The 23,309-nt window shown below is 48.0% G+C and carries 32 protein-coding genes; 1 reads left to right on the forward strand and 31 read right to left on the reverse strand.

Translation table 11 applies throughout. The features are described 5' to 3' along the window. Window positions 1–16: 16 nt before the first annotated feature. The 20 genes from nrdE to VP472_RS14980 form a co-directional block, all read right to left on the reverse strand. A complete protein-coding gene (nrdE, locus tag VP472_RS14885) occupies window positions 17–2,122 on the reverse strand; it encodes a class 1b ribonucleoside-diphosphate reductase subunit alpha (RefSeq protein WP_153986713.1) in 2,106 nt (701 codons plus the stop codon). Continuing rightward, the gene (locus tag VP472_RS14890) at window positions 2,119–2,643 is read right to left on the reverse strand and encodes a hypothetical protein (protein ID WP_094247768.1); all 525 of its coding nucleotides are present in this window, start codon (window positions 2,641–2,643) and stop codon (window positions 2,119–2,121) included. The genes nrdE and VP472_RS14890 overlap by 4 nt, the downstream gene beginning before the upstream one ends. After that, window positions 2,589–2,987, reverse strand: a complete 399-nt coding sequence (nrdI, locus tag VP472_RS14895; protein WP_153986714.1) for a class Ib ribonucleoside-diphosphate reductase assembly flavoprotein NrdI — start codon at window positions 2,985–2,987, stop codon at window positions 2,589–2,591. The genes VP472_RS14890 and nrdI overlap by 55 nt, the downstream gene beginning before the upstream one ends. 5 nt (window positions 2,988–2,992) lie before the next feature. Continuing rightward, window positions 2,993–3,178 carry a hypothetical protein gene (locus VP472_RS14900; RefSeq protein ID WP_153986715.1) on the reverse strand — a complete coding sequence of 62 codons (186 nt, stop codon included), beginning with the start codon at window positions 3,176–3,178 and terminating at the stop codon, window positions 2,993–2,995. Further along, a complete protein-coding gene (locus VP472_RS14905) occupies window positions 3,175–3,414 on the reverse strand; it encodes a hypothetical protein (protein WP_153986716.1) in 240 nt (79 codons plus the stop codon). The genes VP472_RS14900 and VP472_RS14905 overlap by 4 nt, the downstream gene beginning before the upstream one ends. 5 nt (window positions 3,415–3,419) lie before the next feature. Then, on the reverse strand, window positions 3,420–3,785 hold the full coding sequence (locus VP472_RS14910) for a hypothetical protein (RefSeq protein WP_210552525.1): 366 nt from the start codon (window positions 3,783–3,785) through the stop codon (window positions 3,420–3,422). Next, the gene (locus tag VP472_RS14915) at window positions 3,782–4,315 is read right to left on the reverse strand and encodes a crossover junction endodeoxyribonuclease RuvC (RefSeq protein WP_153986718.1); all 534 of its coding nucleotides are present in this window, start codon (window positions 4,313–4,315) and stop codon (window positions 3,782–3,784) included. The genes VP472_RS14910 and VP472_RS14915 overlap by 4 nt, the downstream gene beginning before the upstream one ends. A gap of 150 nt (window positions 4,316–4,465) precedes the next feature. Further along, on the reverse strand, window positions 4,466–5,545 hold the full coding sequence (locus VP472_RS14920; protein WP_153986719.1) for a hypothetical protein: 1,080 nt from the start codon (window positions 5,543–5,545) through the stop codon (window positions 4,466–4,468). After that, window positions 5,542–5,838, reverse strand: a complete 297-nt coding sequence (locus VP472_RS14925) for a hypothetical protein (RefSeq protein WP_153986720.1) — start codon at window positions 5,836–5,838, stop codon at window positions 5,542–5,544. The genes VP472_RS14920 and VP472_RS14925 overlap by 4 nt, the downstream gene beginning before the upstream one ends. Beyond that, window positions 5,831–6,547: a 3'-5' exonuclease gene (locus tag VP472_RS14930; protein ID WP_153986721.1), complete on the reverse strand. Its 717-nt coding sequence runs from the start codon at window positions 6,545–6,547 to the stop codon at window positions 5,831–5,833. The genes VP472_RS14925 and VP472_RS14930 overlap by 8 nt, the downstream gene beginning before the upstream one ends. Before the next feature lies 1 nt (window position 6,548). Then, complete coding sequence (locus VP472_RS14935) at window positions 6,549–7,460, reverse strand: RNA ligase family protein (protein WP_153986722.1); 912 nt, start codon at window positions 7,458–7,460, stop codon at window positions 6,549–6,551. Then, complete coding sequence (locus VP472_RS14940) at window positions 7,460–10,267, reverse strand: DNA polymerase (RefSeq protein ID WP_227005772.1); 2,808 nt, start codon at window positions 10,265–10,267, stop codon at window positions 7,460–7,462. Before VP472_RS14940 ends, VP472_RS14935 begins: the two co-directional genes overlap by 1 nt. A 34-nt stretch (window positions 10,268–10,301) precedes the next feature. After that, window positions 10,302–10,451 (reverse strand): hypothetical protein, encoded by a 150-nt coding sequence (locus VP472_RS14945; RefSeq protein WP_153986723.1) that lies wholly within the window; start codon window positions 10,449–10,451, stop codon window positions 10,302–10,304. A gap of 165 nt (window positions 10,452–10,616) precedes the next feature. Further along, window positions 10,617–11,876 (reverse strand): hypothetical protein, encoded by a 1,260-nt coding sequence (locus VP472_RS14950; protein WP_153986724.1) that lies wholly within the window; start codon window positions 11,874–11,876, stop codon window positions 10,617–10,619. Window positions 11,877–11,889: 13 nt separating this feature from the next. Then, complete coding sequence (locus VP472_RS14955) at window positions 11,890–12,162, reverse strand: hypothetical protein (protein WP_145956748.1); 273 nt, start codon at window positions 12,160–12,162, stop codon at window positions 11,890–11,892. After that, window positions 12,159–12,593, reverse strand: a complete 435-nt coding sequence (locus VP472_RS14960; RefSeq protein WP_094247563.1) for a hypothetical protein — start codon at window positions 12,591–12,593, stop codon at window positions 12,159–12,161. The genes VP472_RS14955 and VP472_RS14960 overlap by 4 nt, the downstream gene beginning before the upstream one ends. Before the next feature lie 34 nt (window positions 12,594–12,627). Then, window positions 12,628–13,383, reverse strand: a complete 756-nt coding sequence (locus VP472_RS14965; protein ID WP_153986725.1) for a single-stranded DNA-binding protein — start codon at window positions 13,381–13,383, stop codon at window positions 12,628–12,630. A gap of 237 nt (window positions 13,384–13,620) precedes the next feature. Then, the gene (locus VP472_RS14970; RefSeq protein ID WP_153986726.1) at window positions 13,621–14,139 is read right to left on the reverse strand and encodes a hypothetical protein; all 519 of its coding nucleotides are present in this window, start codon (window positions 14,137–14,139) and stop codon (window positions 13,621–13,623) included. Window positions 14,140–14,433: 294 nt separating this feature from the next. Then, the gene (locus tag VP472_RS14975) at window positions 14,434–15,042 is read right to left on the reverse strand and encodes a MarR family transcriptional regulator (RefSeq protein WP_088030631.1); all 609 of its coding nucleotides are present in this window, start codon (window positions 15,040–15,042) and stop codon (window positions 14,434–14,436) included. Window positions 15,043–15,351: 309 nt separating this feature from the next. Then, window positions 15,352–16,578: an AimR family lysis-lysogeny pheromone receptor gene (locus VP472_RS14980; protein ID WP_094247561.1), complete on the reverse strand. Its 1,227-nt coding sequence runs from the start codon at window positions 16,576–16,578 to the stop codon at window positions 15,352–15,354. 148 nt (window positions 16,579–16,726) lie between these two features. Here VP472_RS14980 and VP472_RS14985 point away from each other — a divergent pair, with 148 nt between their 5' ends. Then, the gene (locus tag VP472_RS14985; RefSeq protein WP_076982979.1) at window positions 16,727–16,972 is read left to right on the forward strand and encodes a helix-turn-helix domain-containing protein; all 246 of its coding nucleotides are present in this window, start codon (window positions 16,727–16,729) and stop codon (window positions 16,970–16,972) included. A 16-nt stretch (window positions 16,973–16,988) separates the two neighbouring features. On the opposite strand, the gene VP472_RS14990 is transcribed toward VP472_RS14985, so the two are convergent. The 11 genes from VP472_RS14990 to VP472_RS15040 all read right to left on the reverse strand — a co-directional run bounded on the left by VP472_RS14990 (window position 16,989) and on the right by VP472_RS15040 (window position 23,296). Further along, a complete protein-coding gene (locus VP472_RS14990) occupies window positions 16,989–17,984 on the reverse strand; it encodes a toprim domain-containing protein (RefSeq protein ID WP_153986727.1) in 996 nt (331 codons plus the stop codon). 134 nt (window positions 17,985–18,118) lie between these two features. Next, on the reverse strand, window positions 18,119–19,513 hold the full coding sequence (locus tag VP472_RS14995; protein ID WP_153986728.1) for a DnaB-like helicase C-terminal domain-containing protein: 1,395 nt from the start codon (window positions 19,511–19,513) through the stop codon (window positions 18,119–18,121). Next, on the reverse strand, window positions 19,510–19,764 hold the full coding sequence (locus VP472_RS15000) for a hypothetical protein (RefSeq protein WP_153986729.1): 255 nt from the start codon (window positions 19,762–19,764) through the stop codon (window positions 19,510–19,512). The genes VP472_RS14995 and VP472_RS15000 overlap by 4 nt, the downstream gene beginning before the upstream one ends. Then, window positions 19,761–20,288: a hypothetical protein gene (locus VP472_RS15005; RefSeq protein ID WP_153986730.1), complete on the reverse strand. Its 528-nt coding sequence runs from the start codon at window positions 20,286–20,288 to the stop codon at window positions 19,761–19,763. Before VP472_RS15005 ends, VP472_RS15000 begins: the two co-directional genes overlap by 4 nt. After that, on the reverse strand, window positions 20,285–21,067 hold the full coding sequence (locus tag VP472_RS15010; protein ID WP_153986731.1) for a P-loop NTPase family protein: 783 nt from the start codon (window positions 21,065–21,067) through the stop codon (window positions 20,285–20,287). Before VP472_RS15010 ends, VP472_RS15005 begins: the two co-directional genes overlap by 4 nt. A 168-nt stretch (window positions 21,068–21,235) precedes the next feature. Continuing rightward, window positions 21,236–21,592 (reverse strand): hypothetical protein, encoded by a 357-nt coding sequence (locus tag VP472_RS15015; RefSeq protein WP_094247744.1) that lies wholly within the window; start codon window positions 21,590–21,592, stop codon window positions 21,236–21,238. Next, a complete protein-coding gene (locus tag VP472_RS15020) occupies window positions 21,589–22,209 on the reverse strand; it encodes a hypothetical protein (protein ID WP_153986732.1) in 621 nt (206 codons plus the stop codon). Before VP472_RS15020 ends, VP472_RS15015 begins: the two co-directional genes overlap by 4 nt. A gap of 20 nt (window positions 22,210–22,229) precedes the next feature. After that, window positions 22,230–22,400 carry a hypothetical protein gene (locus VP472_RS15025; protein WP_153986733.1) on the reverse strand — a complete coding sequence of 57 codons (171 nt, stop codon included), beginning with the start codon at window positions 22,398–22,400 and terminating at the stop codon, window positions 22,230–22,232. A gap of 25 nt (window positions 22,401–22,425) precedes the next feature. Next, window positions 22,426–22,803, reverse strand: coding sequence for a hypothetical protein (locus VP472_RS15030; protein WP_153986734.1), 378 nt, complete (start codon window positions 22,801–22,803; stop codon window positions 22,426–22,428). Then, the gene (locus VP472_RS15035) at window positions 22,800–22,934 is read right to left on the reverse strand and encodes a hypothetical protein (RefSeq protein WP_264372513.1); all 135 of its coding nucleotides are present in this window, start codon (window positions 22,932–22,934) and stop codon (window positions 22,800–22,802) included. The genes VP472_RS15030 and VP472_RS15035 overlap by 4 nt, the downstream gene beginning before the upstream one ends. Next, complete coding sequence (locus tag VP472_RS15040; RefSeq protein ID WP_153986735.1) at window positions 22,931–23,296, reverse strand: hypothetical protein; 366 nt, start codon at window positions 23,294–23,296, stop codon at window positions 22,931–22,933. The genes VP472_RS15035 and VP472_RS15040 overlap by 4 nt, the downstream gene beginning before the upstream one ends. Between the last annotated feature and the right edge of the window lie 13 nt (window positions 23,297–23,309).

Genomic DNA, 23,309 nt, shown 5'->3' on the forward strand with positions numbered 1-23,309 from the left:
CGTCCCTCCTCTTCGTTTAAACCACGCATGATAAACAGCCTTCCTGACCGGTATCCTTTGTCCGCGCATAATACAACGTCTTAATGCCTCTATGATGGGCGTATAAGTCAATCCGGTTTAGATCGCGTGTCGTCATCGTATCCTTCAAGAACAACGTAAACGAGATGCCTTGATCGACGTGTTGCTGAATCGTTGCGATCATATCGACGACCTTAAACATATCCATGTCGTACGCTTCCTTGTAGAAGAACCAGTTTTGCGGCGATAGCCCCGGCATTGGATAATACGTCTTCGAATTGCCGTACGTACGCTCCTCTATGCGTTCCATAATCGGCATAACTGACGCCGTAGCCGACTGCACATACGAAATAGATCCGGTCGGCGCGATACACAATCTGTATGAGTGATAGAGGCCGTACTCCTCGACGTCATTCGCAAGGTCCGTCCAATACGTATGATCAGGAATAAACACTCCTTCAAATAATGCCGCGACTTTAGCAGTCTTAGGTAGGAATTTTTTCAGGTGGTTTGTATACTTTTCGAAATAGCTACCGTCCGCATACGTCGATCCTTCGAATCCCTCGTACGTGCTGCCGGTTTCTTTTGCGAGCTCCATCGAACGCACAAGCGACCAATAATTCACCAACGCGAAGAATACGTTAGCAAAATCCCGCGCTTCTTCCGATTCATAAGCGATACCGTTCTGCGCCAAGTATCCGTGCAGATTCATTGCGCCGAGGCCGATCGAACGCATCTCCCGGTTAGCCCGCGCAACAGCCGGCGCGTTCTTAATATTCGAAGTTTCCGAGACTCGCGTGAGAGCATCGACGGACAGCTTGACGATAGATTCGAAGTCTCCGTTTGCCATAACGTTCGCAACGTTGAGTGATCCGAGATTACACGAGATATCGAGGCCGATTTCGTCCGGTTCGCCATAGTCGGTGTATTCCGATACTTGCGACGCCTGAAGGACCTCCGAGCACAAATTCGAAAACTTCACCTTCGATATGTGGCTGTTCGCATGCTCCGCGTTTACGTTGCCTTCGAACATGATATACGGATAGCCCGATTCGGAACGCAGCACGGCGAGCTTTTCGAGCAACTTCCGCGCGTCGATCTTATCTTTACGGACAGCCGGATTATCGACGAGCTGATCGTACATCTCTCCGATATCCATTTCGTCTAAGTGTTGGCCATACGCTTTGTAAACGGTGTGCGGATAGAAAACGTAAGCCGGCCGATTCTCTCGCGCCAGTTCGATGAATTTATCCGGAATGACCACGCCGATCGATAACGTTTTAACGCGTACGTCTTCATCTGCGCTGATTTTCTTCGTATCCAAGAAATCGTTAATGTCCGCATGGAATACGTTTAGGTACGCCGCGCCCGACCCCTGTCTTTGACCTTGCTGATCTGCATATCGGAATGCATTATCGAGGAGCTTCATAACTCCGACGACGCCTTTCGTTACATTCTCGATGCCTTTAATCGCTTCACCTTTCGCGCGAATCTTCGATAGATTCAACGACACGCCTCCGCCTACTTTCGATAGCTGCATCGAGATCCCGACGGCCCTTTCGATGTCATTTAACGAGTCGCCCACTTCGAGCAGGAAGCAGGAAACGAGCTCGCCCCGACGCTTCCGGCCCGCATTCAAGAACGTCGGCGTTGACGGTTGGTATTCTTGCCGCATCATCAAATCTACGTACTCGATCGCCTTGGCTGCGTCTCCTCCCGCGAAGAATAACGCGACAACAGAAACGCGGTCTTCGTATCGTTCAAGGATCTTTTTGCCGTCGTTCGTCTTCATCGCATAGTCGTTATAGAATTTGAACGCGCTCATGAACGAAGGGAATCGGAACTTGTGCGCATAGGCCGCCTGATAGACCGCCTTGATTTCATCGAACGTATAGGCGTCGAGGAATTCGGTTTCGTAGTAATCGTTCTCGCGCAGATAGTCGAGCTTTTCGCGAAGGTCGTGGAAAAATACGGTGTTTTGATTTACGTAGTCAATAAAATAAGCGCGGACGGCTTCGATATCCTTTTCGAATTGGAACCGGCCGTCCTTCTGTATCATAATTTCGTTATTAAGTTCGATATAGCTTGCGTGTTTATTCGTCATGCGGCGCCTCCTCTGTATTTTAATACGTTGTTCATTCTTGGCGATAAAAAGCAACAAGTTTCTTTAGAATAGATCTTCCCCTCAACAGATAGGAGATCCTTATCAAGTTGAATTTCACCACGTTTAAATTTATCGAAGTCCCACCCAGGTAAGTTAGGTACATCTTTCAAAAACTTCTCAAAGGAAAACCACTCTTTACATACTGTGACTCCCGCACCTCCATAACGAAGATAGTCCTTTCTTCTAGGGTCGTAACATCTTCGGAGGATTCCTCTCCAAACATGGTAGATCTTTTCGTTCCCTTTGTAACTTGCTAATCCTAAAAACCCAACACCAGCTACATTTTTGTCGTAAGGATACTTAACCTTCCCATTCTTTATATTATGGGAGTACGCGCTCCTTCTAATTCCGCAAGGAAACTCTATAACGTAAACTGTTTTATTCCTCTTATCCTGACCAAAGCCTACTATTCTATAGGGCGTTCCATGTCTTGTCTCGAAACTGTCTCCGATCTTATACACGACCTCACCTCCTGTTTAAAAAACTGTACGTCTGAGTCCGTTCCAGCTAATTCGAACTTACACAGAATAGGGACTCTGAATTCCTTACTAATCAAATCCGCAGCCTTTGCGTAATTATCCGCCCATATACGATTACCCGACGCAGCCACGGCCGCAAGATAGTCGCTGTTATCCGCAAGGAAGTCCGAAACCGTGCCGGCGACCTGACCGAATCCGTACGTACCGGTCACGCATACGAACGGCTCGGCGATCATCAGTCCCGGCTTAATTTCAACGGCAGCCAGACCGGTCTTCGCGACGAATCGGCGGACATTGCCGGTCAGCGAGTAGTAAGCGATTAGCATCCGATCTACCCCTTCCGTCTCTCGATTTCTTCTTCCAGCGCCACTATATTCGCAAGCCGACGATCTCTTTCGATCCGCAGTTCGATAAGCTGCCGTTCGTGCCGACTAATTGCGTAATCATCTTCGGCAAGTCCTTTGCGATGAATTCGTAACATCTGCTGTAGTTGCGCGTCCGTCGCTGAGCCCATCATTCGGCCGCCCCCTCCTTCTCGCGTTTATGTGCGCGATATGGTTCGACGATCAGCCATAAGATAAAACGGACGATTCCGTAAAGCCCGACGAGAAGCAGTCCGAATACAGCCGCAATCGTAAAGATCGCCCTTGCTACGGGAGATTCTATCGCCCATATCAGAAATCTAACCAACAGAAAGAACGTTGCGATTGTGAGTATCCACGAAAGCGTTTCGATTAATCTCCGCTTAAACATTCGCATCACTTCTCCTTCACCGTCATTATGTTTTCGTAGTTCGACATGAATGGAATACGGAAGCCGATCGTCTTGAATTCGTACGTCTTACCGATTTCGATCTCCGCGTACAGATCGCTGGAATTAAACTTCCGCGCGAACAAAGCGTCGGTATTTTCGAACACTTTCGCGTTACCTTTCTCGTCATCTCCGAAAATCAGATACTTCGAGGAATCGTCAGACGTTTTCGTTTCTTTATCCGTTACCTTTATTACGTAAGTGTTTTCGTTATGGTAAGACGCAATCGTATATGCCGGCGCCCCTACCACGAAAACAAACACAGCCAGCGCAATCACTGCGATCGTTCCCCATTTAATTAAACGCTCCATCATTCCGCCTCCCCAGGTTTTATAATCTTCTCGCGCACAAGATACGAAAGCCCAATCGCCACCGCATCCGATTCGTCATCTGTCCGAAACGTAAAGTCGGCTGGGAGCGAAATCATCCGCCTTACTCCCGCCTCTACTTCGTCTTTTGATGCGCTGCCTTTTCCGGTTACGTCCTTTTTAACCGTTGTCGGCGTGATCTCCACATCCGCCTTATAGCCGTATTTACCAAGCGCTAAGTCGATGACAGCCCACGCACCAAACACCGTTTGGGTCGATCGCCTATTGCGCCCTTTCGTGTAATGCTCCCGGACAACAACGTCGAACGGTCCGTGTTCGTGCAGGACCATCGTTGCCGCTGCCTCGATATAGGAATACCGGTGGCTGTCCGGCGACTGGCTCGTCGTGCTGACAGACGTTACGTGTACGAGATTCACGCGCGGACCTGACTTCAGCCGTTTGACTTCGATGACCGCAAAGCCGGGATTAGTCGATATATCTAACGCGAGAATGCGGATAGGCTTGGCGCTAGTCATACGAAAGAACCTCACACCCGGTTTTATTCCATTCGTCTAATTTATCGAGAAGGCGTGTTGATTTTTCGTTGTCAATTAGCCCGCTCCTAGTTCGATAGATGACATGCATTTCGTAGTCCAAGATAATTTGGCGATAAGCTAAGAAGGTCATCAAACCGCCTCCCCTTTGCGTACTTTTTCGATAAACTCTAGCGCATCTACTAATCGCTGTTTTTTCCAGTCTGGTAATCGCGATCTAAGCATCCGACTCTTCAACGAATATAAATCGGCAAGTTCCTCATCAGTCAAAGCTAGCGCAGTCGAGCGTTTGTATTCGTAATAATCCCACTCGAACAGATCCAACGAAGGCACTTGCGAAAGTCTGACCGCCTTAGCTACGTTGGCGAACTTATCAAACGTCTTCTCACGATCCTCTTGCGTAATAAAGATTCCAAACGTTTTATTGCGGTTAAGGTCTTGGTCCCACTTTACGCCGTACGTCAGATGGTAAAGGACGATGTAGTAATCTAGGTCGTACATTTCCGAGTAACAAATCGTCTGATCTACGTGGCTCGACTTCGGTTTATCCTTCCTCTTAAACTCCGAGTAGCTTTTTTGAAACGACTTTACCTCGAGTCCTACGCGATACTCTCGGCCATCATCTGCGGTGTAGATTAAGATTCCGTCTGGTAACCCGTTTAGAGCAAACTTTTCTCCGTTGTGTTCAACTTCGTGCATTACCTTAACGAAATGCTCGAACTTCGGCTCACCTCGGGCTGTCCGTTCAAAACGAAACTTCGGCTTTAAACCCGTCAACCTTTTATAATGACGTTCGGCAAGTAATACCTCACGCTGAATATAATCGCCGACCTGCGAGCCGAGTGCCGTCCAGTTTCGTTGGTTTGGCGTAGGTGCTTGTGGATCACGCATTGCCTTACGCGCTTTCTCGTATAATTCACGCTCCGATTTACTCGCTCCGCTCGGCGAAAATGCAGGCCGCGGCGTTCCGTCCGGTGCCTTCTTCCAACTGAAATAACCCGGCTCTGCCTGCTCGCGTAAAATCCGCGCATATTGCTCGTGTAATTCAGCGTCCATTAACTCGTCATAAGGCTGTGGATGTTTATGGAATTCGTATAGCATATCGTTAAACTCTTGCGCGATAAACTGAGCGAATTCTTGTTCCTCGGTTTGTTGCGGCGCTAAATGGGCGCGCAGTGAATTTGCGGCTGATCGTGCGTTTGCGTTCGTCAAACTGCCACCCACTTCGTTACTACGACTTCTCGTTTTTCTACCTCGGTAATTTCGGCCGGATCGTCGGCTCCGTAAATTGCGCTGTCATACGTCCAGTCAGTCCATTCAGATCCGGATCTGCCAATTTCTCCGCGATAATGTTTATTTCCGTCGGTGAAAATAACGGTTTTTCTTTGGTGCTTGTGCCCGTGCTCCCACTCGCTTTCCTCTACGACTGTATAGGTCACATCGTCGATATCAATTCCGCCCTCAAACGCCATATCTTCCAGTTGTTCAATCGTCAATTTAACCAACTAAACCGCCTCCCTTATTCATCGTACGGCCGATAATACTACCCAGCTTGGCAAACATATCGTGATCCTCCGGAAACGCTCGAACCAAACGAATTAAGTCCGTATGATCCAACGCAACCATGTGAACTTTGCGGACAATTGCGTTCTTAGGCTTAAACTTCAGTGGACGATCTGCGGAGTCTTGAACGATGTTTTCGAACTCGTTATACTCCTCTCTTACATGCGGTAGATAGATCCGGAAAACTTTAATCGTCGCTTCTACGTCGTTAAGCGCCCGATGATGTCCTTCAAGCGAGATATCGTGGCGGTTAACCACGTCCTTAAGGCTCGCAGACAATTCCGGCTCAACAAAACGCGCCATAGCTCGCGTACAATAGAACCGTTCGGGCTCGATCCCTCCTCGACTGATAAACGACAGATCGAACGGAGCGTTTTGCGCAACTACAATCGAGTCACCAATAAATTCGTTCAGCTTTTCGAGCGCTTCGGCTTCAGTCGGCGCGCCTTCGAGATCGGCCGCTGTGATGCCGGTCAGTTTCGTAATGAATTCCGGCAGCTCTCGCCCCTCTTCCAACGCAACCATCGTATGGAAGCGATCAATTTCGTTAAAGCTTTCGTCAATCTTAATTGCACCGATTTCCGTAATTTGTTCGGACTGATAATCGAGTCCTGTCGTTTCTAAGTCGAGTACAACGTAAGTTTTCGCCATATTAAACCGCCTCCCGTTTTGTTTCTTCTTCGATAATCTCCCGCACAAGCACCGGAACGTATTTTCCAATTGCCTTACGTACAGCTTTTTCTTCGAAATCCTGCGACAAACTGTCGGATTCTTCTTTAATAAGGTCGTCGTATACTCGGCCGCCTAAATGCGAGAGGATTACTCCCATGTCCGATAGATCGAATTTCTCTTCGATGACCCCTTCGTCAACCATCTTTCGTAGGAGTTTATCGACGCGTCCTTTCGTTGCGAACGTTCTTACGAAGGTTTGCTCGGCGTTTAATTTCGCAGGATCGCGCGGAGCTTTCTGCAGCTGCATCTCTCTGAACGAATCACTGACGACTTTTACGAAAAGTTGCTTGCCGAAATTATCGCGATAGCTTACGTTCTTTACGACAACTCCCTCGCCCCCGGCCGATTCATTTGCTAGTGCACTACGCCCAACAAAGTTTTGCAAATGATCGAAGCCGCGATATTTTCCTGCGTAAAGAATAGGGGCCAAAGTAAGGCCAAGTCGGAAAGCCTCCGAAACAACGGCCGCGTGTGAGAGATAAACGCCCTCTTTCTTGTCGTAAATATCGAAGAGGTAAAATTCATTCTTATTAACACCGTAATCAACCTTGTGCTTAACGAGCCATTCTCCGAAGTAGATGTATTCGCTGTTGAGGTCCTCCGGGTCGATTTTCTGCGTATATTCATAGAACCCACGTAATTTGTTCTCGTTGTCTAGCTTCCTATTACGCGAAAAAACTTCTAGTTCATATGTGTCATGATTGAGCGTGAACGATGCGTTTGCTCCATCCAGTTTTTCGTAAACAACTACGTAATCATTCTCAGTTAGAACGCCCTCAGTAGTACGATGACCAAGCCGCACGATATCCGTATACTTTTTCATTTCGCCCATCAAACCGCCTCCTTGTTTTTAAACCATTCGTCCGGACCGTATTCTTCCATCCAGCACGGCTCGATTACCGTATCGCAATCTAATGGAAGAACTAGCTTGAACGTATTCGTCATAATGTCGTCAAATAAATCCGTTGCTTCTCGCGTCAATTGTTCGTTAGGAATAGCGCATTTCAATTCGTCATGCAGCGTCAGAGGGAATTCCCATCGGCGACCTAATACACATTCGTAATAAACGCGGATCATGCACATCTGTAGAATATTTGCGCCCGATCCTTGAATCGTATGGTTAAAGGCAGCGCGCTCGCATCCGCCAGTAAATCGCATCAGATCCCAGAATTCAGACCGTTCTTCCCAACGTAATTTATTCGTTTTCTTGCCGAGGTCCGGATCGTTTTTGTCCGCTATGCCGCACTTACGCATAAGCTGGCAGAGCCGTTTGTACTTCTCGACATATCCCGGAAAACGACGTTTTTGTTTGAAGATCGTCGCAGTCCAACCATGCTTTCGTAAATGTGCGAATGTAGCCTCGACCATTCCCTTAAAGCCCGGTAAGATTTCGTCAAACTTTCCGTAGGCGACTTTCGCTTGTTCTTCGCTAATACCGAAAGGAATAACGCCTTTATAGAACATATCGAAAGCCTGACCGTAACCAATCGCGAGGAACATCTGCTTCATCGCTTTTCGGTACGCTGGAACTGCGTCTGGCGTCCCTTTTACGGATTTATAATAAGCCTCCGTACATATCTCTTGCGGAACATTGAAAAGAATTGCGGCAAACTCAACGTATGGATCAAGCCCTTGTCGGTACATATCCGCGAATATCTCGTCTCCGAACTCCGTCGCCATCCGGTGTGCCTGAATCCTCGGTTCTATCGATGATAAATCCGATCCAATGAACGTATATCCTTCCGGCGGCCTAAACGCCATCCTCACGCGTTGACCTCGCTCAGTACGTGACGGGATGTTTTGGATGTTCCTCCCCTTCTCCGTTTTCTTTGGCGCGTCGACTAAGCGTTTCATATGTTCGAGAAAGTCTTCATCGGAAATATTTTCGCTATAGAGTTCGTTATCTTTGCCTGTATAGCTTTTCGAACTATAACGCCCTGTCGATACGGTCTGTAGCTGCGTGTGAAGGCGCCCATCCGCATCTTTAACGTAAGGAATCCTATTAATGAACGTCCCTAGTAGCGTTGTCAGTTCGGAGAATGTTGCCATCGGTTTAAGACGCGGCTCATCTTTAAAGTAGAGCGCAAGTACGTCCTTACTAACCGCGCGCTCTTTCTTCTTATCGATGATCTTCGTTTTGTCTTCGATTCCAAGCACATCGTATATCAGGTACTGAACGTGCTGATCAGAATCGAGGTTGAATTCGTGAATATAATCAGGCGCGTTCTGAGGAATAGCTGGCGCCAGTGGTTGCGTCTTGTATTTATGGATGCGCTCTTTAAGCTGTGCGTATTTTTTCGTTGCTGGATTCGCCTTTTTAAACTCCGCTTCACATTTCGCAAGCATCTCCGCTTGTTTAGCGATTTGCTTCTTACGGTTCTCCTGCCAAGACCGAATTTTATCGCCCTTAAGGTGCATCGACATCTTATAAAGGAAATCGTCATCGATCTGATACGCTTCATGTATATCATCGATTGCTTGCTGTAATTGAGGCTCATAATCGGCCTTCAATCGCATAAGTTCCTCGTCGTCAATCACGAAACCAGTACGCTCAATCGTCGTATTTACTTCGTAGAGATACTGACGGATTTCGAAGTACGGATAATAGAGGTCGTCAATCTTCAGCATCATATCGATTTGCCAACGCGTTAGAAGCCATCCTTTTTCGGTATCCTTGATCGCGTATATGCCGACTACTTCAGGCGAGTAGACCATCGGTGAACCCTTTCCGAATAGATCCTCGAATGTGAAATCGTCCAGATGATCTGCGCCGATGTATTGTTTGTATTTCGTGACGAGCTCCTTCAAACCAATCGATTGCTCATGTTCATTCATTAATCGCGCCGCATCTAGCGAGTCATATCGGAAACCCTTCGGCTCAAGCCCGTCGTTCAGAAACATCGCGTAGTCGAAGGGCGTATTATGGAACGCTTTGATATGTCGCGCATCTACAATGAAAGCCCGGCATATATCTAACGCAGCCGATCGCGTACATTGTTCGTCTTCCGTCAAATGACCGTATGCAACGTAGTAGCCTTCGTTTAAGCAAGGCAACCAGAACGAATAGCCGCCCGACATATCGATAAACGTATCAGTTCCGGATGTCTCCGTATCCCATTCGGTAAATGACATCGCGAGTGGAATTTCAATGCCTCGTTCCGCTAGCTTTCGTCTAATGTGCGTGTCGTTAAAGAGATCGAATACTTTACGGAACCACGGGTCGAGTTGCTGCGCTTTTACTTCTTGACGCAACCGTTCGATCATTGGTGCCAGATCTTCGTCCCTCGTAATAACGTAATAATTGTCCGGCTTTGTGCGAACCGTTTCTTCCATACGCTTCTGTCGCAGAACCTCATTCTCTTTCGCGAGCTGCTGTTTACCGAGCGCACACGCTTCCGTTTTCGTCAGTTTGTTGTTTTTTGTACGGACTAAATCGCCAGTCTTCTGCGCTCGCCATGCCGCATCAAACTCGCGTCTTTCTTTATCGTTAAATTTGCACGTCCTAGCGATGCGTTCGAAAGCCTCGTCAAGCGTTTCCGCCTTCTTCGCCTCTACCTTCCGCTTGGCCGTCGCCTCTACTACGTCCGATTTCGGCGCCGCTGGCTTCAGCGCGTTCATATTTAACCGTAAGCCTTCCATCCGTCGTCCTCCTTCCTCGCGTAATAAAGTCCGCTTAATCGCTCGTTACGTTCAGGTATCCGAAAATTATTACGCCTACCAATAAAATTAACGGAGCTACAGCCGAATAAAGCGCGAATACGCCCGCAACAAATGCGGCTATAATTCCGAATAGAAATGCGATTGCTCTCGGTAATCTCTTCATAAATCGATCGCCTCCGTCCATTTCCGTTTATACTCCGCTTCATTATCCGCATACCACCCCAACCAGCAAGACGGCCCGCACGCATATACCTCGAAGAGCGAATCGTAAATTGCGGATCGCCCTTCGTAAAGGTTAGCGTTACATGCGGCGCAGACGGCGGCCGGCTTATCGGTCAAAGCGCGCCTCGACTGGCGTGATGAGTGTTAAATCTCGCGTATTCTCAGACGTAGTTCCGTATTTAGCGTGCAAATGCTTGAAACCGTAGTAGTTGCCTCCTCTAAGTCCGGTAATCTCACCGAAGAAAATATCGCCATTTCTGATTGTTAGTTTTGCGATATCGCCTTTCTTATACTCGCCAACCTTGCGCCCAATCTTCGCCCACTTCGCTTCTTCGGCTTGCTTGCGCTCGATTTCGGCGGCTTCCTCTTCGGATAAAATTTCGAGCTGATCTGGCGTTGCGTAGCCGAACCTCTCGGTACTGTCAGCGATTCGAATACGTTTACCCTTAGGGTGATTGAAGTTATTATATAAAACCTCGTAAATCTTATCGTTCTCAAATCCGCTAAGAGGGTAGTCTCCGCCGCCTGAAAGCAACCGCACCTTATCGCCTCTTTTAAATTTAGCGCGTGCTGCTGCGTCTTTAGCTTCGGCAACTTCTTCGTCAGTGGCGCGTACAACTTCCGACGCAGCGACGCACCAAACTTCTCCGTCTAAGAGACGTCGCGCTTTAAAATTCGGGGTGTACCCCTCCTCAATTAACTCGATTACGTCATCAGTATCGAACAGATGACCCCATTCCTCACGGACCACCTTCGCATAATCACCGACCTTCAGACGCTCAGCTTCTGCGGTTACGGCGCTTACTTTGCGGTAGAATACGAAGTCACGGTTACTAGCGTCATACTCGTCTCCATCATCGTCAGTGATCCAAGGATCTCTAGAACTATCGAATCGATCAATTTCGTAATATTCCTCATCGGTTAAGTAGTCCGGCGGATCATCGAATTTAACGAAATCGCCCACCTCCGCCTCATCTGCGTCAATTCGCTTATATTCCGCTTCACCCTTCAACGCAGCCACGTCGGATTTTAACGATTCGATTTCGTCTTCCGCAGAGCTGACGCGTTCTTCTAGGGACGGATCGGTACTGGCGGATACTTTGCGGAAGAGTACGTAATCGTCGACATCTCTAACCCGCCCATCATCTGCGTCGTCCAAGAATCTAACGTCTTCCTCATGGTCGGCGTCCTCCGTAATTTTGTAGAAAGCGCCGTAGGTAATGTCGTAACCGCATTTCTGAGCCAGCACCAAATCGCCCATCTTCGGTAAACCTTCCGCCTTCACATATTCCGAACCGCCATACGCAACCTTCGTAATTTCACCGTTCACCATATCGAGTGTCTTAACGCCGTCTAATTTCGCCATCCGTTCGTCCTCCTTATTCGAACCAGCAAACAATTGCTGGCTCCTCGTATTTAAAATCCGCCAAGTATTCCGCATATGTCATGTATTCAAATCTGCCCGTTTCCGTCTCGAATTTCTCCACGGTGTCCGTATCAATCTCGGAAACTTCCGGCACTTCACCCACCGAATAGTGATTCGGCTCGATCAAACTTAGTTGATGCGCCAATGCTTGCTCCGCTGTTTCTGCCGCAATAATGTCGTAACAACCGTCTAGGCCGACTTTGAAGAGTTTATATTTCGCCATCATACAGCCTCCGATTCGTTAATTTTCGTAAGCTCTACGTCTTCGCGCCGAAAGTTCAAATCCATCCGTACCCACCGTTTGCCATCCTTCGACTGCGGCCCCCAATACTCGGTGAGCTCGCGATTCTCGAACATCCACACGGTAGGCACCGGACCGCGTCCGATAAGCACGCCGATAAAGTAATCGACCTCATCGAGCTTATACGGCGTTCGGTCGCTTTTCCGTGCCTGAACGATGAGGCTGCCGCGCTTCTTCCGGTCATAAATCGTCTTCACCTGAAACGTTTTCCATTCGCCACTCAACGGATCTTTTGCGCTAATGTCGAATGCCTCTTCCGTTTCGGACGTACTGACCGCCTGCCAGCCGCTAGCCAGCAGCGCAGCACGAGCGATCAGTTCCGAATACTTGCCGGTATCTTCTGCTTTATGCGCCATGTGAGCGCCTCCTTTTCGTTTGGTTGGTGCGTGATTAGAACGGTAATTCTTCGGAAGTAGGTTCGTTAGAGTCCGCCGCTTCTTTAGTCGCCGGAACTGGCGGTAACTTAGCGCGATCAATCTTCGCTTCGTCGTCAGCCTCGTGTAATAGCCCGATGATATCCGCTTCTTCACGGAAGTTAGCGAGTTCTTCGTATCCGTAGTCAATTCCGATAAACTTTTTCGCTTCAGCCAACTGTTCTTCTGTCGCGTCTCCCGACTCAATAGAGAACGTTTTGTCTACCTGCTTGATATGGATCGCTTCTCCTACGAGTGAATAATCCGGATTAAATTTGCGGCCCATCTTTTCGGCTTTATCATAGTCGGATACAAGGTTGTTGATATGGAAATCCTTCGTATCAATTACGCGATATGTTTTGTATTCGAGATCGTAAACAGGAATCATTGCGTAAAGCTTACGCGGAGCTCCGACTAAGCAAGACGGACAAACTTCCGGATTTGGCTTTTTAAACGCACCGTGATCTGGTCGGATTGCTTTCGGCGAGTGCAGACAAGTGTGCTTACGGAAGTGGTAAATGTTTCTCTGACCGTTGTAAGTGCTGTGTTCGTGAACATAATACGCAAACCAATCGTCCGGATCTGCGAGGATAACGAATGTACGACCTTCTGCGTTTACCTCACCGTGCTTACCCATGCGGACATATCGCGTTACACCTTCCGGAAATTCGCCCCCTGATTGCGCTGCTTCACGTTGTGCCTCACGTTGTTTCAAAGTATCTCTTAAGCCCATTCGTTTTCCCCCTACGTTTTTATTAAGGCTTTTCGCCCTCGCAAAATGCCGGTGTCTGCGCCCGAAACGCCGCCAGCGCTTGGCCGTAGCGACGCGACACGGATTACCTAACGGCCGCCCCGACATTCTCCGAGGACGCGACGCGCCTATGATGCGTCGTCTTCGCCACTTTGCGTCCACATGCCGAAAAGTATTAATCCGATGATGACGGCGGCAATCGGTCCCACCCACGAAAGATCAGACATACGCCGCAACTCCTTTCGCCGCTTTTGTAAGCCTGCGTTTTAATTCGAAGGATTCGGCGGGCAATTCGTCAATACGCATCTGAACCGCATTGATTCGCGCCTGGTACGCCATCTTCTTCGCTTTTGATCGCGTTCGTTTAAGCTCGGCCGTCAGATGCGCTATTTCTTCGTGAAGCTCCGCGGCATAATTTTCGTTATTCTGAACCGCAGCCTCTACGCTTTGTTTCATCGTGTCGTACGCTTCGTTGATAAATCGGATGGCCGTATTCTTTTCGGGAGGATGAACGGTCAGTACATAATCGCTATTCAGCGCGAAGAGTATAACGACTCCTTTTCCGCCATACATACGCGCTTCCTTGCCGCTAGAATCTACGGTGATTCCGAGATACTTTGCGTGCTGAAGCTTTTGCGCAATCCAATTACGTGCTACGTGTAAATTCGTAATATTGTAACGTTCCTTCAGGCGCTTGCGTGCGTGGTGCGAAAACTTGACCTGACCGGCGGTAATCATCCGACGCGTACCGCCTTAATCGGAGTTGCCGGTAGATAGTCGGCCAGGTCTTCATCGTGCGACCATGCGCCATGATAAATGAAATCGGTGAGTTTGCGCTCATCTAGCGCTAAAAGCGTTTGAGATTCGTTAAATGTGGGTAAATTCGATGTATGCATAGTACGTTAGCCTCCGTTATTTTAAGGATAATCGCACTAGGCCGAGGACATGTTCGCATAATTGTTCTCTTGAATTCGTTGACAATATGCAATACAATGAGGACGTAGCGAAAGTCCTTCGGGCCTAGCTGCGTAGTTATTGCGCGATCAAGTAGTCTCGGTAATCGCCGAACTGTTTGGTATCGAAATTGCGTGAGAGCTTTTCGAGTTTGCGTATGACTGTTGAGTGATGTAGACCCAACTTTTTCCCGATTGCCGTCGGAGTTGGCTTCTCACTCGAAAGATATGCTTCGGCGATTTGTATTGTCGTTGCGTCAGATGTAGTACCTAATAGGAAGTTGATCAGTTGCCGCTGGTCAACTTCTTTTTTTGTTGTCAAAAGTTCTTCCGGGGTTATCGTGCAGGGGACCTCGAATGTTGCCGCATCCTTATGGTCTCCTTTTGGTATAATTTCTCTTTTGTTTCTGTTTACCCGCCCCCTTAAAAAATAACGCCTCTGTAACGGAACACTTGCATTAAATAACCTTTCAAAATCATGCTCTCCGTTGTACGACTCAATGCAAGAAAGTAAGGTATCTTCATAAATCGCTCTTGCCTCATAATAATCTGCACCAATTGATTTACCGATTGTTTTGAACTTTCGGTCATTTCTTGTTATGAAGTAATCGTAAACCATCCTAAAAGCAGATTCACTTCTACTTTCTTGGTACTTTAATACTTCGCTATTCAATTGTTCTTTTCTCAATTTTACGTCCTCCCTTTTGCTTACATACGACTATATGCACCTACTTACACAACCGCGCATTTTTTTGTTTGTTTTTTCTCTATGTGTAAATAATACCAAGTATTTTCTGCAATTATCTGAAAACGACACCCTATTTATATAAAAATAAGTAGCGCGGATACGACCTGAGTATCGTGTTTCGTAGAAGCTTTAGAAAATTAAAAAACCCCACAACGTAATGTTGTGGGGTTAATAAAGAATTAAGCGCCAACCCGAATGTCGGCTACCTTATATCCTCCTTCGGTGCTAGCTTGATTCTGTGTATCATATTTAAATGCAAATCCTGCTGCCGCCATCACTACGATTAAAGTGGCTAATAATATCTTTTTCAATTAAAACCTCTCCTTTAATTAATTTTTTGAATTTTAGGAATGGTCTAAGCGCTCGTGAGTCAGCTCCTGCTTTCTCAAGCTCTTTCGCTACTAACCTTGCAAAAAAGAAGTTTTCTTGACAGAAAAAAGACTCTAGGCAATTATACATTACATCTATTGACTTTTCCGCTGTGTTTTCGAAAAATATTATAAAATTGTCTTTATCGCCCCTCTCTAATATCGTATGTAACTTCGCTAAAGAAATTTTCCCGTTTCTCGCTTTCTGATATGCTCTCAGCCTGAAGTTAGAATCTTCATCAAGCTCAACGCCGTGAAAGACTTTAGCGAAATCTAAATTGAATTTTGCCTCTTGGATATACTGCAAATCGCCCACTTCACGCATTAACTCGTAGCTTTTCCGGAGGTTATACAAACAGACATTTTTATCATCCGGTAAGTACGACATCCCTATAACATAATATGCATCAGATTTCTTTTTCGCGGATATATTTGCATTAATAATGGATTCAGCAAAATCCCGAGCAGATTTTACATCATTAAGTTGCAAACTAATAGGCGCCAATAATTCACAGACCCTGAACGTTAAGCATTCTTTATAAAAGGTTTCTCGCGGCCCTAGGTTTGTTATATCCTTCTGGATTTCCGAGACTTCATTTATTATTTTTTGTATGTCACCTTCAAAATAGTTGTTATACTGTCGAATGATATTCATTAAGATCAAAAGGGGTTTACTTGTTATATTGTGGAGTCTTCCTATTGCATCCTTCAGTTCAAAACCGCTCAACGTTCCTACCATATAGTTATAAACAATGCGGTACACTTCCACCGTCTGTTTAAGAACTCCGTCAGTATTTTGGTGAAGTAGTAATAATCTTTTTAAAAGGGGAGCGTTTGTAGTAATTGCGGAGTATTCAAATGCATTTTTTATTGTTTCTGTCCGTGTGATATGCAAACACCATTCTGACAAAATTTCATGACTTCCCTTTCCTGTTTCTCTTGAAATCAGTTGAGCGAATTTAATAAGTTTCTTGAAACTTATTTTGCCTTTCTTGAAAAAATCCCTATATGCACTTTCACTCATTCCAACAAACTCCATAACATCCGTCTTTTTTATGTCATCGTGGTCTTCAATAAAATCATGCACCATTTTTGTGATGTATTCCAAGTGAGCCTACCTCCTTGATTATCTATTTAAATTCGATCAGCAACTTTTAACTAACTCAATTATATTATTGCATTATCGATATGTCAATAATAATTTTCGGTAGTTTTTGTTAAAGCGATAATATAAAATATACTGGACACCTTTACGAATGGAGGTGTTTATTACGTTTAAGGTCGGCAAATGTCGGATACCCGAACTATGCAAGAAACGCGGAATCAGTCTCAGTCAACTCGCAGCAATGGTCGGAGTATCAAAAACGCAAATGTCCGATTACGTCAGCCTTCGGAATCTTCCGAGCATCGAACGAACCTACAATATCGCAATGATGCTCGGCTGCGCGCCCGAAGATCTGTACGATTGGATTGAGGTATCCGACAGCAACACGGAGGGTTAATACAACCTCCGCCGACCTAAAGTACGGGAATTCCCGAACCTAAACGTAAAGTATTTCTTACGACCTCCGCACGATCATACACGTCTTGCAACGCTTCTGTACCGCGCTTTATAAGTAGTTCATCAGCGTCTTTCACCTCCGTAATATAACCGTGCGCAAGCCGCACCTTTCCGCTCAAATAACGCTCAATCTCCCGCCGTAACTTTTCGCCAGCTTTGTCGTTATCTGTAACCACCGTTAAATATTCGATAGGTGACTGCGCAATTATGTCCGCCTTCTGTAAATTAAATGTGCTGCCGCCTGTTCCGATCGCCGGTACACCCGCAGACCGCCACGCCATAGCGTCGATCTCTGCCTCGCATATCACTGCGCTTTTAATCCGTTGCGCATATACGAGATCCATTCCGTAAACTAAATACCGGATAGGCAAGCCGCCTTTTACGTACCAGAACGCCTTCCCCTTCGTTGCCCTATACTTAACGTTTGCCAGCCGGCCGTTAGGAAGCCGCCAGGGAATCGCGACTGCATTTCCGGCAAGTGATACGCCGGCCTCTTCTTGTGCCGCGTCCGCAATGCCCCGGCCCGTTAGATAAGCGTTAGGCCCCGGCGTTGTGTCAGCGAGGACCGATTCCGCTAAAGGTTCCGGCTTCGTGACGGCCTTTAATTTCGGGAGCCGCAACGCCATACGTCCACCTTCAGCCGCCGGTGCATACGTTTCCAATAAGTAATCGATTGCATCGTCTTCGGTTTCGCCGCGCAGGAAAGCGAGCAGTTTAACGAACCCGCCCCGCGCAAATTCTTCGTCATAGGCGCCCGAGTCGCCCCAATAGCCGGCTTTTGCCGACGCTGTGTCTTCGAGATATACGTAAAAGCTCGGAGTCCGATCGTATCTGAATGGACTGGCGGCCAGCAGGCGTTCATCGCCCCACGTCGGCCGGGTCCAGTCGAATTGTTCGAGCTCATACCGAATGTCGACGTCCACAAAACGTCCATTCAAAGTTAATATCGGCAATTCGAGACACTTCCTTTCGAGACTTGTAAATTATATTACGACATTGTTACGAGAATTACAGTCGCAATTTGTCGAAAATATTCAAAAATTTAGATGTAATTGTTGACAATATCATCCGGTAAATTCCAAACGATCTAAAACTCGAACACGTCCGCAGCCCCGGCACCCGTTTCCGGCTGTTTTACTACGCCGATTTGCGGCAAATAGATGATCTCTGCGACTTCCCCTTCGCCGCCGTCGCGCCCTTTGTTCAATCCGATCAAGCCGCGGCCTTCTTTCGCGTTCGTATCAACTGCGATCAATAACGCAGCATCTTCGAGCAGGGCTTTCGTTTTCTTGACGTCCTTACGCTGCGGCAGCTTAAGCTCGCGCGCTCCGTCTTCCGTTTCTTTCTCGTCATCCTCATCTGCCTGTGTGAGCGCAAAGATCGTCGTTTTCGTATGCCCGGCCAGACGGCGCAGTTTTTGCGAAGTATTAGCCGCATCCCCGCCCGCCGTCTTTGACGTATTGGCTTCGTAGTCGAGGTAATAAAACGGATCTACAAGCACGACGTCGGCCTTCGTTTCAATAATGTCCGATTTTAGGTCGCGTAGGGTTCTTGAGCCGAAGTCTTCATCGTCGACAGCTCGCACCGTAATGTTTCCCGGAATGATTTCGTTAAGACGATCAAGGAATTCCATAAAACCCGCCTCGAACTCGTCGGATAGTTTTCCCTGACGTACATCGCGAGAATTGAATCCGGCTTCCATATCGACGCCGTCCAGAGTCGCAGTCGTAACGCCCATGGTTCCGGAAATCGATACGTACAGACGCACCAACACTTCGTACCAGCCCATTTCCATCGACCAAATCAGAACGTTCGCCCCCTGCATCGCACAGTTAGTGACCTCCTCTAACGATACGGCCGATTTACCCCGGCCCGACTTTCCGTAGATCACGTACACGTTCGACGAGACGTAGCCACCCATCGCCTTATTAACAAAGTCGAATTTGCTGCGCCAGATCCGAAAGGACTCGCCGGCCTTACGGTTTTCATATTCCGCTTTAAACTTGTCGATGTCCCGTTTGATATCCGTCCCGACCGAATTTCGAACGTTTGTTCTCATTTTAAGACTTTCGGCCTGCCCCGTCAACCACTCGAAGAATTTTCCCATATCTCCGCTTTTTTGCGCTTCAATAAATCGTTTTTCGAGCTGCGGCTCCTGAACTTGGCGATCGGTTTCCGGATCAATACGGCCGTTCATCAGCTCGATAAATTCGCGCTCGGCCGCCCGATCCTTGAGATTTTTCGCAAGGTAATCGTAGCTGGCTTCGATGTTAAAATCCGGCTGGAAGTCCGGCACCTCATTCGCAAGCATTTCAGCCGTCGGCGCTTGGCCTCGGTATTTCTCCGCGTAATCCATAACGTACCGGAAGGCCTTGCGTTCGCCCTGCGTTTGGAAGTCGGCTTCGGAAACATTGAAACGCAGAAGGGCGTTCGGATCGTTTGCTTCGATAGCTTTCGATATTAGTAAAGTTCCGTAGTTCATGCGCGCTCCGCCCTTTCCCATCGAATATAAATTGTGTTAAAAGAGTCTCGGCGTACTTTATAGCCTAAAGCCCGCAATTCTTTTATGAGGGTCTTTACTTCATCTTTATAAAGATGCGAGGTGTTTTCATAACATTGGTAACGCCCTATTGCGGATAAACGATTTATTGTTTTATAAATCGCGGTCCGAGTATCTCGGTTGATTATCTCCCGCGCATCAGACGCTTTCTCGGAAGCTTCCTTCGCATTCATTCGCCCGCCTCCCGTCTCAATTTCGCCATTACACCGTCAGCCTTCGCTTTATACTCCGCATCCCCAAACGTCTCGTATAGGCGCATGTTATCGTTGTATTCGTCCAGCAACTCGTCAGTCTTCCGTTTGCGTTTCGCAACTTCCTGCGCACTTAATACCCGCGCCGTCTTCGGCGTTTCCTTCGGCCCTTTCGTCATCCCCACCGCCTCCTTTTTCGCGTAACCTATTCCGAAAGAATAATCATCCGTAAAGTGAAACGCCGCGCCCGACGGCTCCGGGTAATTCGTCTCGTCGTACTCTAAAAGGTAATCTTCCGCGAACTGTTTCCGGCAGACCAGCCGCAGATCCGTTTCGAACGCGTCGAGGAGTTCACCGTTTATGGCGTCGGTCAGCTCGAACTCGACGTATTCACTTACGCCCCACTCATCGGTTTCCTTTACTTCGCGCCAAGCCTCGACGTAGAATATCCGATTTTCGTACCCGGCAACCGAGACGATATCTCCGAAGGTGAATTCCGTTTTCATCTACGCATCCCCCTTTTCGATTCGCCTACGAATTCAATCTCGCGGCATAGGTCGCCTACCCGATCGGCCAGACGTCGCTCACCGAATACTTGCCAAAGCTGATCGAGCGCAATGTTGCTCGTGTAGATCGTCGGTAGCTGATTCGTTACTCTTGCGTTAATAACGGTATGCAAATCGCCGCGGAAGCCGTCCGTTGCATCGCGAACCCCTATATCGTCCAGCACGGCAAATGGCGCCTTCTTTGCGGCCTCAAGCGCACGATAATACCGGGCGGCCGCCGGCTCTGCAACGGAATCCGGAACACGTGGACGGTTGAATTCGTTATAGTCGTTCTGCCACGCATTTACGTCGAGGAAGTACGCTGGCCGCTGTAACGGTTCGAGGCCGCGCCGCAATGATCCGCTATAGTGGACGCGCAACCATTCGTTAAGAAGTGCGGCGGCCGTCGTCGTCTTGCCGGTGCCGGGCGATTCGCTTACGAGGTATAGCGACTTGATGCGATCCGCTGCCGCTACCGAACCGGATTGCTGATCGAATTGACGATTAAATGTAGACGCGTAAGCATAAGCCGCTTTATAAGCCTCCGGTTGGTCACCGCGCGCTGGCGAATTCTGTAGCGTCACGAGCTGGTACTCACGCGGAAGCCCTGCCGCCGCCGACCGCCCTCCGTTTCCGCTTACGCCGTGCATCTGAATGAAAGCCGTACAGTGTTTCGTACAAGCCGCCGTACCTGCCCCCATGCATCCGTTAGCAAGTACGCAATTGTTTTCGTTAGTCATATTCGCGGACCTCCTTTCGTTAATTTTTACGGAGAGTAAACTACGCTTTTACTTCCCGATTCCATTGATTGATCACAAACCTTCCTTTGGTCGCCGCGTATCCTCGCTGCTTAAGCCACTGGACCATAGCTTCGACGATCTCCGCCTCACTCATCGTATATTTTAAAGTCATTCGCACTCATCCTTTTGTTTTTTCTCGTTTTCTAAATACGCATCTTTCTCCTCTTCGGTTAAGACCTCGTAATCTTCGTTCTCAAGGAAAAACATCGTTCCGAAGCACTCATCGTTAACATTTACGCCCATGCGAACCCAAGTTGGAAAAGCTGTAGTTTTATCTTCAACTGTTCCTTCCGGAAAGTTGATTTCTACATATTCACGATCATACTCGCCGTTCTCGATTTTTTCTCTAATCCGAGACATATCGATAATTTTATGAACGCGGAGAACACTTCCTTCCGGATAATTTTCGCCTCCGTAAATAGTCAATTTAATCAAATCTCCGACACTTGCTTTTGCCTTGGTCATTCACCGATCACCTCTTCGCGTGAGTCGTCGATGATAGTTGTTATGCCGTTCCCTAAAAACGGTCTTACTGATTGAATGGGTACGAAGGCTGTCCGATGGTCCACCTCTTCAGATACAGTTAAACGCGGGTATTTACGACTGTAGTAAACAACGTCGCCCACACGAACCTCAGTCGGCTGCGGAGCGTTCAAGTATTCGTCAGGCACCGCCAAGCCTAGCGCACGTCTTAGCGCGACTGCTTTACCGATATGAACGTTGAAGCAGTCGTCAGGGGCGGCTTTAGCGATTCCTCTCGCAAAGACCTCACTGGTGTACTCGCCTTTAATTAACGCAACAACGGTACGTTTATTACGATTAACAATGAAATCAATCCCGCACCATTCTGACGTGTTGTCCATGACCAATTCCTCAGCGTCCGCCTTCGCCTGCTCAACGATTTCATCCCGGCGGGCTTGGGCGCTTACAACCGGAGCCTGACCGTACGTAGTATCCATCTCCGCGTCGAACTTCCCTTGCCGATAGCCTTCGCCATAAGCCCGCATTCTGATCGCCCGCATAACGTCTTCGCCGTGAGCGATTAACTCGTCGTATCCCATTGCGTTCAAATCGATTTTCACTTCGTCAGCCTCCTCGTAATTTACTCGCATAAAATAGCCGCTACTTTTGCGAAGTCCTCTTTCCGCACAGAAACCTGATCGTAACCTTCGCCAATTCGGATCACATCGTCTTCAACTTCGAACGCTATCGTTTTCTGATCCTCGTCATAATATGAATCGTTTATCGCGTTAATTACGACTCTCATATCCACCGCAATCCCTCCTCGTTATTTTCCGTCAAAACCACGCATCATCCACGCCTTCACTGCGATCGGCCCGTTTCTGTTCAGCTTGGACTGCGCTAGACGCCCGCTGCAAGTTCGGCCCCATATACGTCTGCATCCATCCGAAACTGACGCCCGGCCATTCTATGGACGGCTTATAATCCGCGAAGCACATATCGATGAATCGCTTCGTTATCTCCGGCCCGTATGCGCCCGGCTTTCGTTTCGTACCGACCCAACGTCCGAGCATGCCCGCTTCAGCCTTCCACGGCTCACGAGTAGGCATCGGAACATAAGGAACGCCGTAGAGCCGCTCGTGCTCCGCTTTGAGATACGCTTGGAAATCGCGCGTATTCCACTTGGCGACCGGCTTCGTTTCATACGTTGTCATCTTCCGACCTCCTCATGTAAGGCTTCGATTTCGTAGATAAGGCGCCAAACGTGGTGATAAAGGTGTTCAGGTACGCCGAGCTGTAGCGCTGATATTGCTTCGTTTAATTCGTACGGTGTCGGTCGTTTCATCGCGCGTTCACTCCTTCGATTTTGATTCCGAGAAGATTGAGCGTATTGATAACGCCTTCCCTTTCGCATTCCAAACTGAACGTAACGCCCCGGGATTGCGCAGTCCGTTGCTTTTCCTGAAGTTCGGCGAAATACTCGCGTACCCGGTCTTCCGGCGTCGCTTCGACTTCGTATCCGTTGATCAATGCGGCCGCAAGCGTCATAATATTCATGTCTGCGATCGGACCAAATTCCGGAGAGTCCGGTTCCCCACCGAAATATACATCGGCATATTCGAACAAAAACCACTCATCTGATACTGCGTCGAGGCTTCGTAAAAATTCGATAGCCTCCGCCTGCTCCTTCGTGATTGTCGGTTTCATTTTAGCGCCTCCT

Origin of the sequence: Bacillus sp. MT(2024) (genome assembly GCF_036362845.1) — a bacterium.
GTDB lineage: Bacteria > Bacillota > Bacilli > Bacillales > Bacillaceae > Bacillus > Bacillus velezensis.

What these genes read in the sequence shown, in the direction of transcription:
- nrdE (WP_153986713.1), bottom strand. Translation starts at nt 2,122, where the DNA reads ATGACGAATAAACACGCAAGCTATATCGAACTTAATAACGAAATTATG.
- nrdI (WP_153986714.1), bottom strand. Translation starts at nt 2,987, where the DNA reads ATGCTAATCGCTTACTACTCGCTGACCGGCAATGTCCGCCGATTCGTC.
- VP472_RS14900 (WP_153986715.1), bottom strand. Translation starts at nt 3,178, where the DNA reads ATGATGGGCTCAGCGACGGACGCGCAACTACAGCAGATGTTACGAATT.
- VP472_RS14905 (WP_153986716.1), bottom strand. Translation starts at nt 3,414, where the DNA reads ATGTTTAAGCGGAGATTAATCGAAACGCTTTCGTGGATACTCACAATC.
- VP472_RS14910 (WP_210552525.1), bottom strand. Translation starts at nt 3,785, where the DNA reads ATGATGGAGCGTTTAATTAAATGGGGAACGATCGCAGTGATTGCGCTG.
- VP472_RS14915 (WP_153986718.1), bottom strand. Translation starts at nt 4,315, where the DNA reads ATGACTAGCGCCAAGCCTATCCGCATTCTCGCGTTAGATATATCGACT.
- VP472_RS14930 (WP_153986721.1), bottom strand. Translation starts at nt 6,547, where the DNA reads ATGGCGAAAACTTACGTTGTACTCGACTTAGAAACGACAGGACTCGAT.
- VP472_RS14935 (WP_153986722.1), bottom strand. Translation starts at nt 7,460, where the DNA reads ATGGGCGAAATGAAAAAGTATACGGATATCGTGCGGCTTGGTCATCGT.
- VP472_RS14940 (WP_227005772.1), bottom strand. Translation starts at nt 10,267, where the DNA reads ATGGAAGGCTTACGGTTAAATATGAACGCGCTGAAGCCAGCGGCGCCG.
- VP472_RS14945 (WP_153986723.1), bottom strand. Translation starts at nt 10,451, where the DNA reads ATGAAGAGATTACCGAGAGCAATCGCATTTCTATTCGGAATTATAGCC.
- VP472_RS14950 (WP_153986724.1), bottom strand. Translation starts at nt 11,876, where the DNA reads ATGGCGAAATTAGACGGCGTTAAGACACTCGATATGGTGAACGGTGAA.
- VP472_RS14955 (WP_145956748.1), bottom strand. Translation starts at nt 12,162, where the DNA reads ATGATGGCGAAATATAAACTCTTCAAAGTCGGCCTAGACGGTTGTTAC.
- VP472_RS14960 (WP_094247563.1), bottom strand. Translation starts at nt 12,593, where the DNA reads ATGGCGCATAAAGCAGAAGATACCGGCAAGTATTCGGAACTGATCGCT.
- VP472_RS14965 (WP_153986725.1), bottom strand. Translation starts at nt 13,383, where the DNA reads ATGGGCTTAAGAGATACTTTGAAACAACGTGAGGCACAACGTGAAGCA.
- VP472_RS14970 (WP_153986726.1), bottom strand. Translation starts at nt 14,139, where the DNA reads ATGATTACCGCCGGTCAGGTCAAGTTTTCGCACCACGCACGCAAGCGC.
- VP472_RS14985 (WP_076982979.1), top strand. Translation starts at nt 16,727, where the DNA reads ATGGAGGTGTTTATTACGTTTAAGGTCGGCAAATGTCGGATACCCGAA.
- VP472_RS14995 (WP_153986728.1), bottom strand. Translation starts at nt 19,513, where the DNA reads ATGAACTACGGAACTTTACTAATATCGAAAGCTATCGAAGCAAACGAT.
- VP472_RS15000 (WP_153986729.1), bottom strand. Translation starts at nt 19,764, where the DNA reads ATGAATGCGAAGGAAGCTTCCGAGAAAGCGTCTGATGCGCGGGAGATA.
- VP472_RS15005 (WP_153986730.1), bottom strand. Translation starts at nt 20,288, where the DNA reads ATGAAAACGGAATTCACCTTCGGAGATATCGTCTCGGTTGCCGGGTAC.
- VP472_RS15010 (WP_153986731.1), bottom strand. Translation starts at nt 21,067, where the DNA reads ATGACTAACGAAAACAATTGCGTACTTGCTAACGGATGCATGGGGGCA.
- VP472_RS15015 (WP_094247744.1), bottom strand. Translation starts at nt 21,592, where the DNA reads ATGACCAAGGCAAAAGCAAGTGTCGGAGATTTGATTAAATTGACTATT.
- VP472_RS15030 (WP_153986734.1), bottom strand. Translation starts at nt 22,803, where the DNA reads ATGACAACGTATGAAACGAAGCCGGTCGCCAAGTGGAATACGCGCGAT.
- VP472_RS15035 (WP_264372513.1), bottom strand. Translation starts at nt 22,934, where the DNA reads ATGAAACGACCGACACCGTACGAATTAAACGAAGCAATATCAGCGCTA.
- VP472_RS15040 (WP_153986735.1), bottom strand. Translation starts at nt 23,296, where the DNA reads ATGAAACCGACAATCACGAAGGAGCAGGCGGAGGCTATCGAATTTTTA.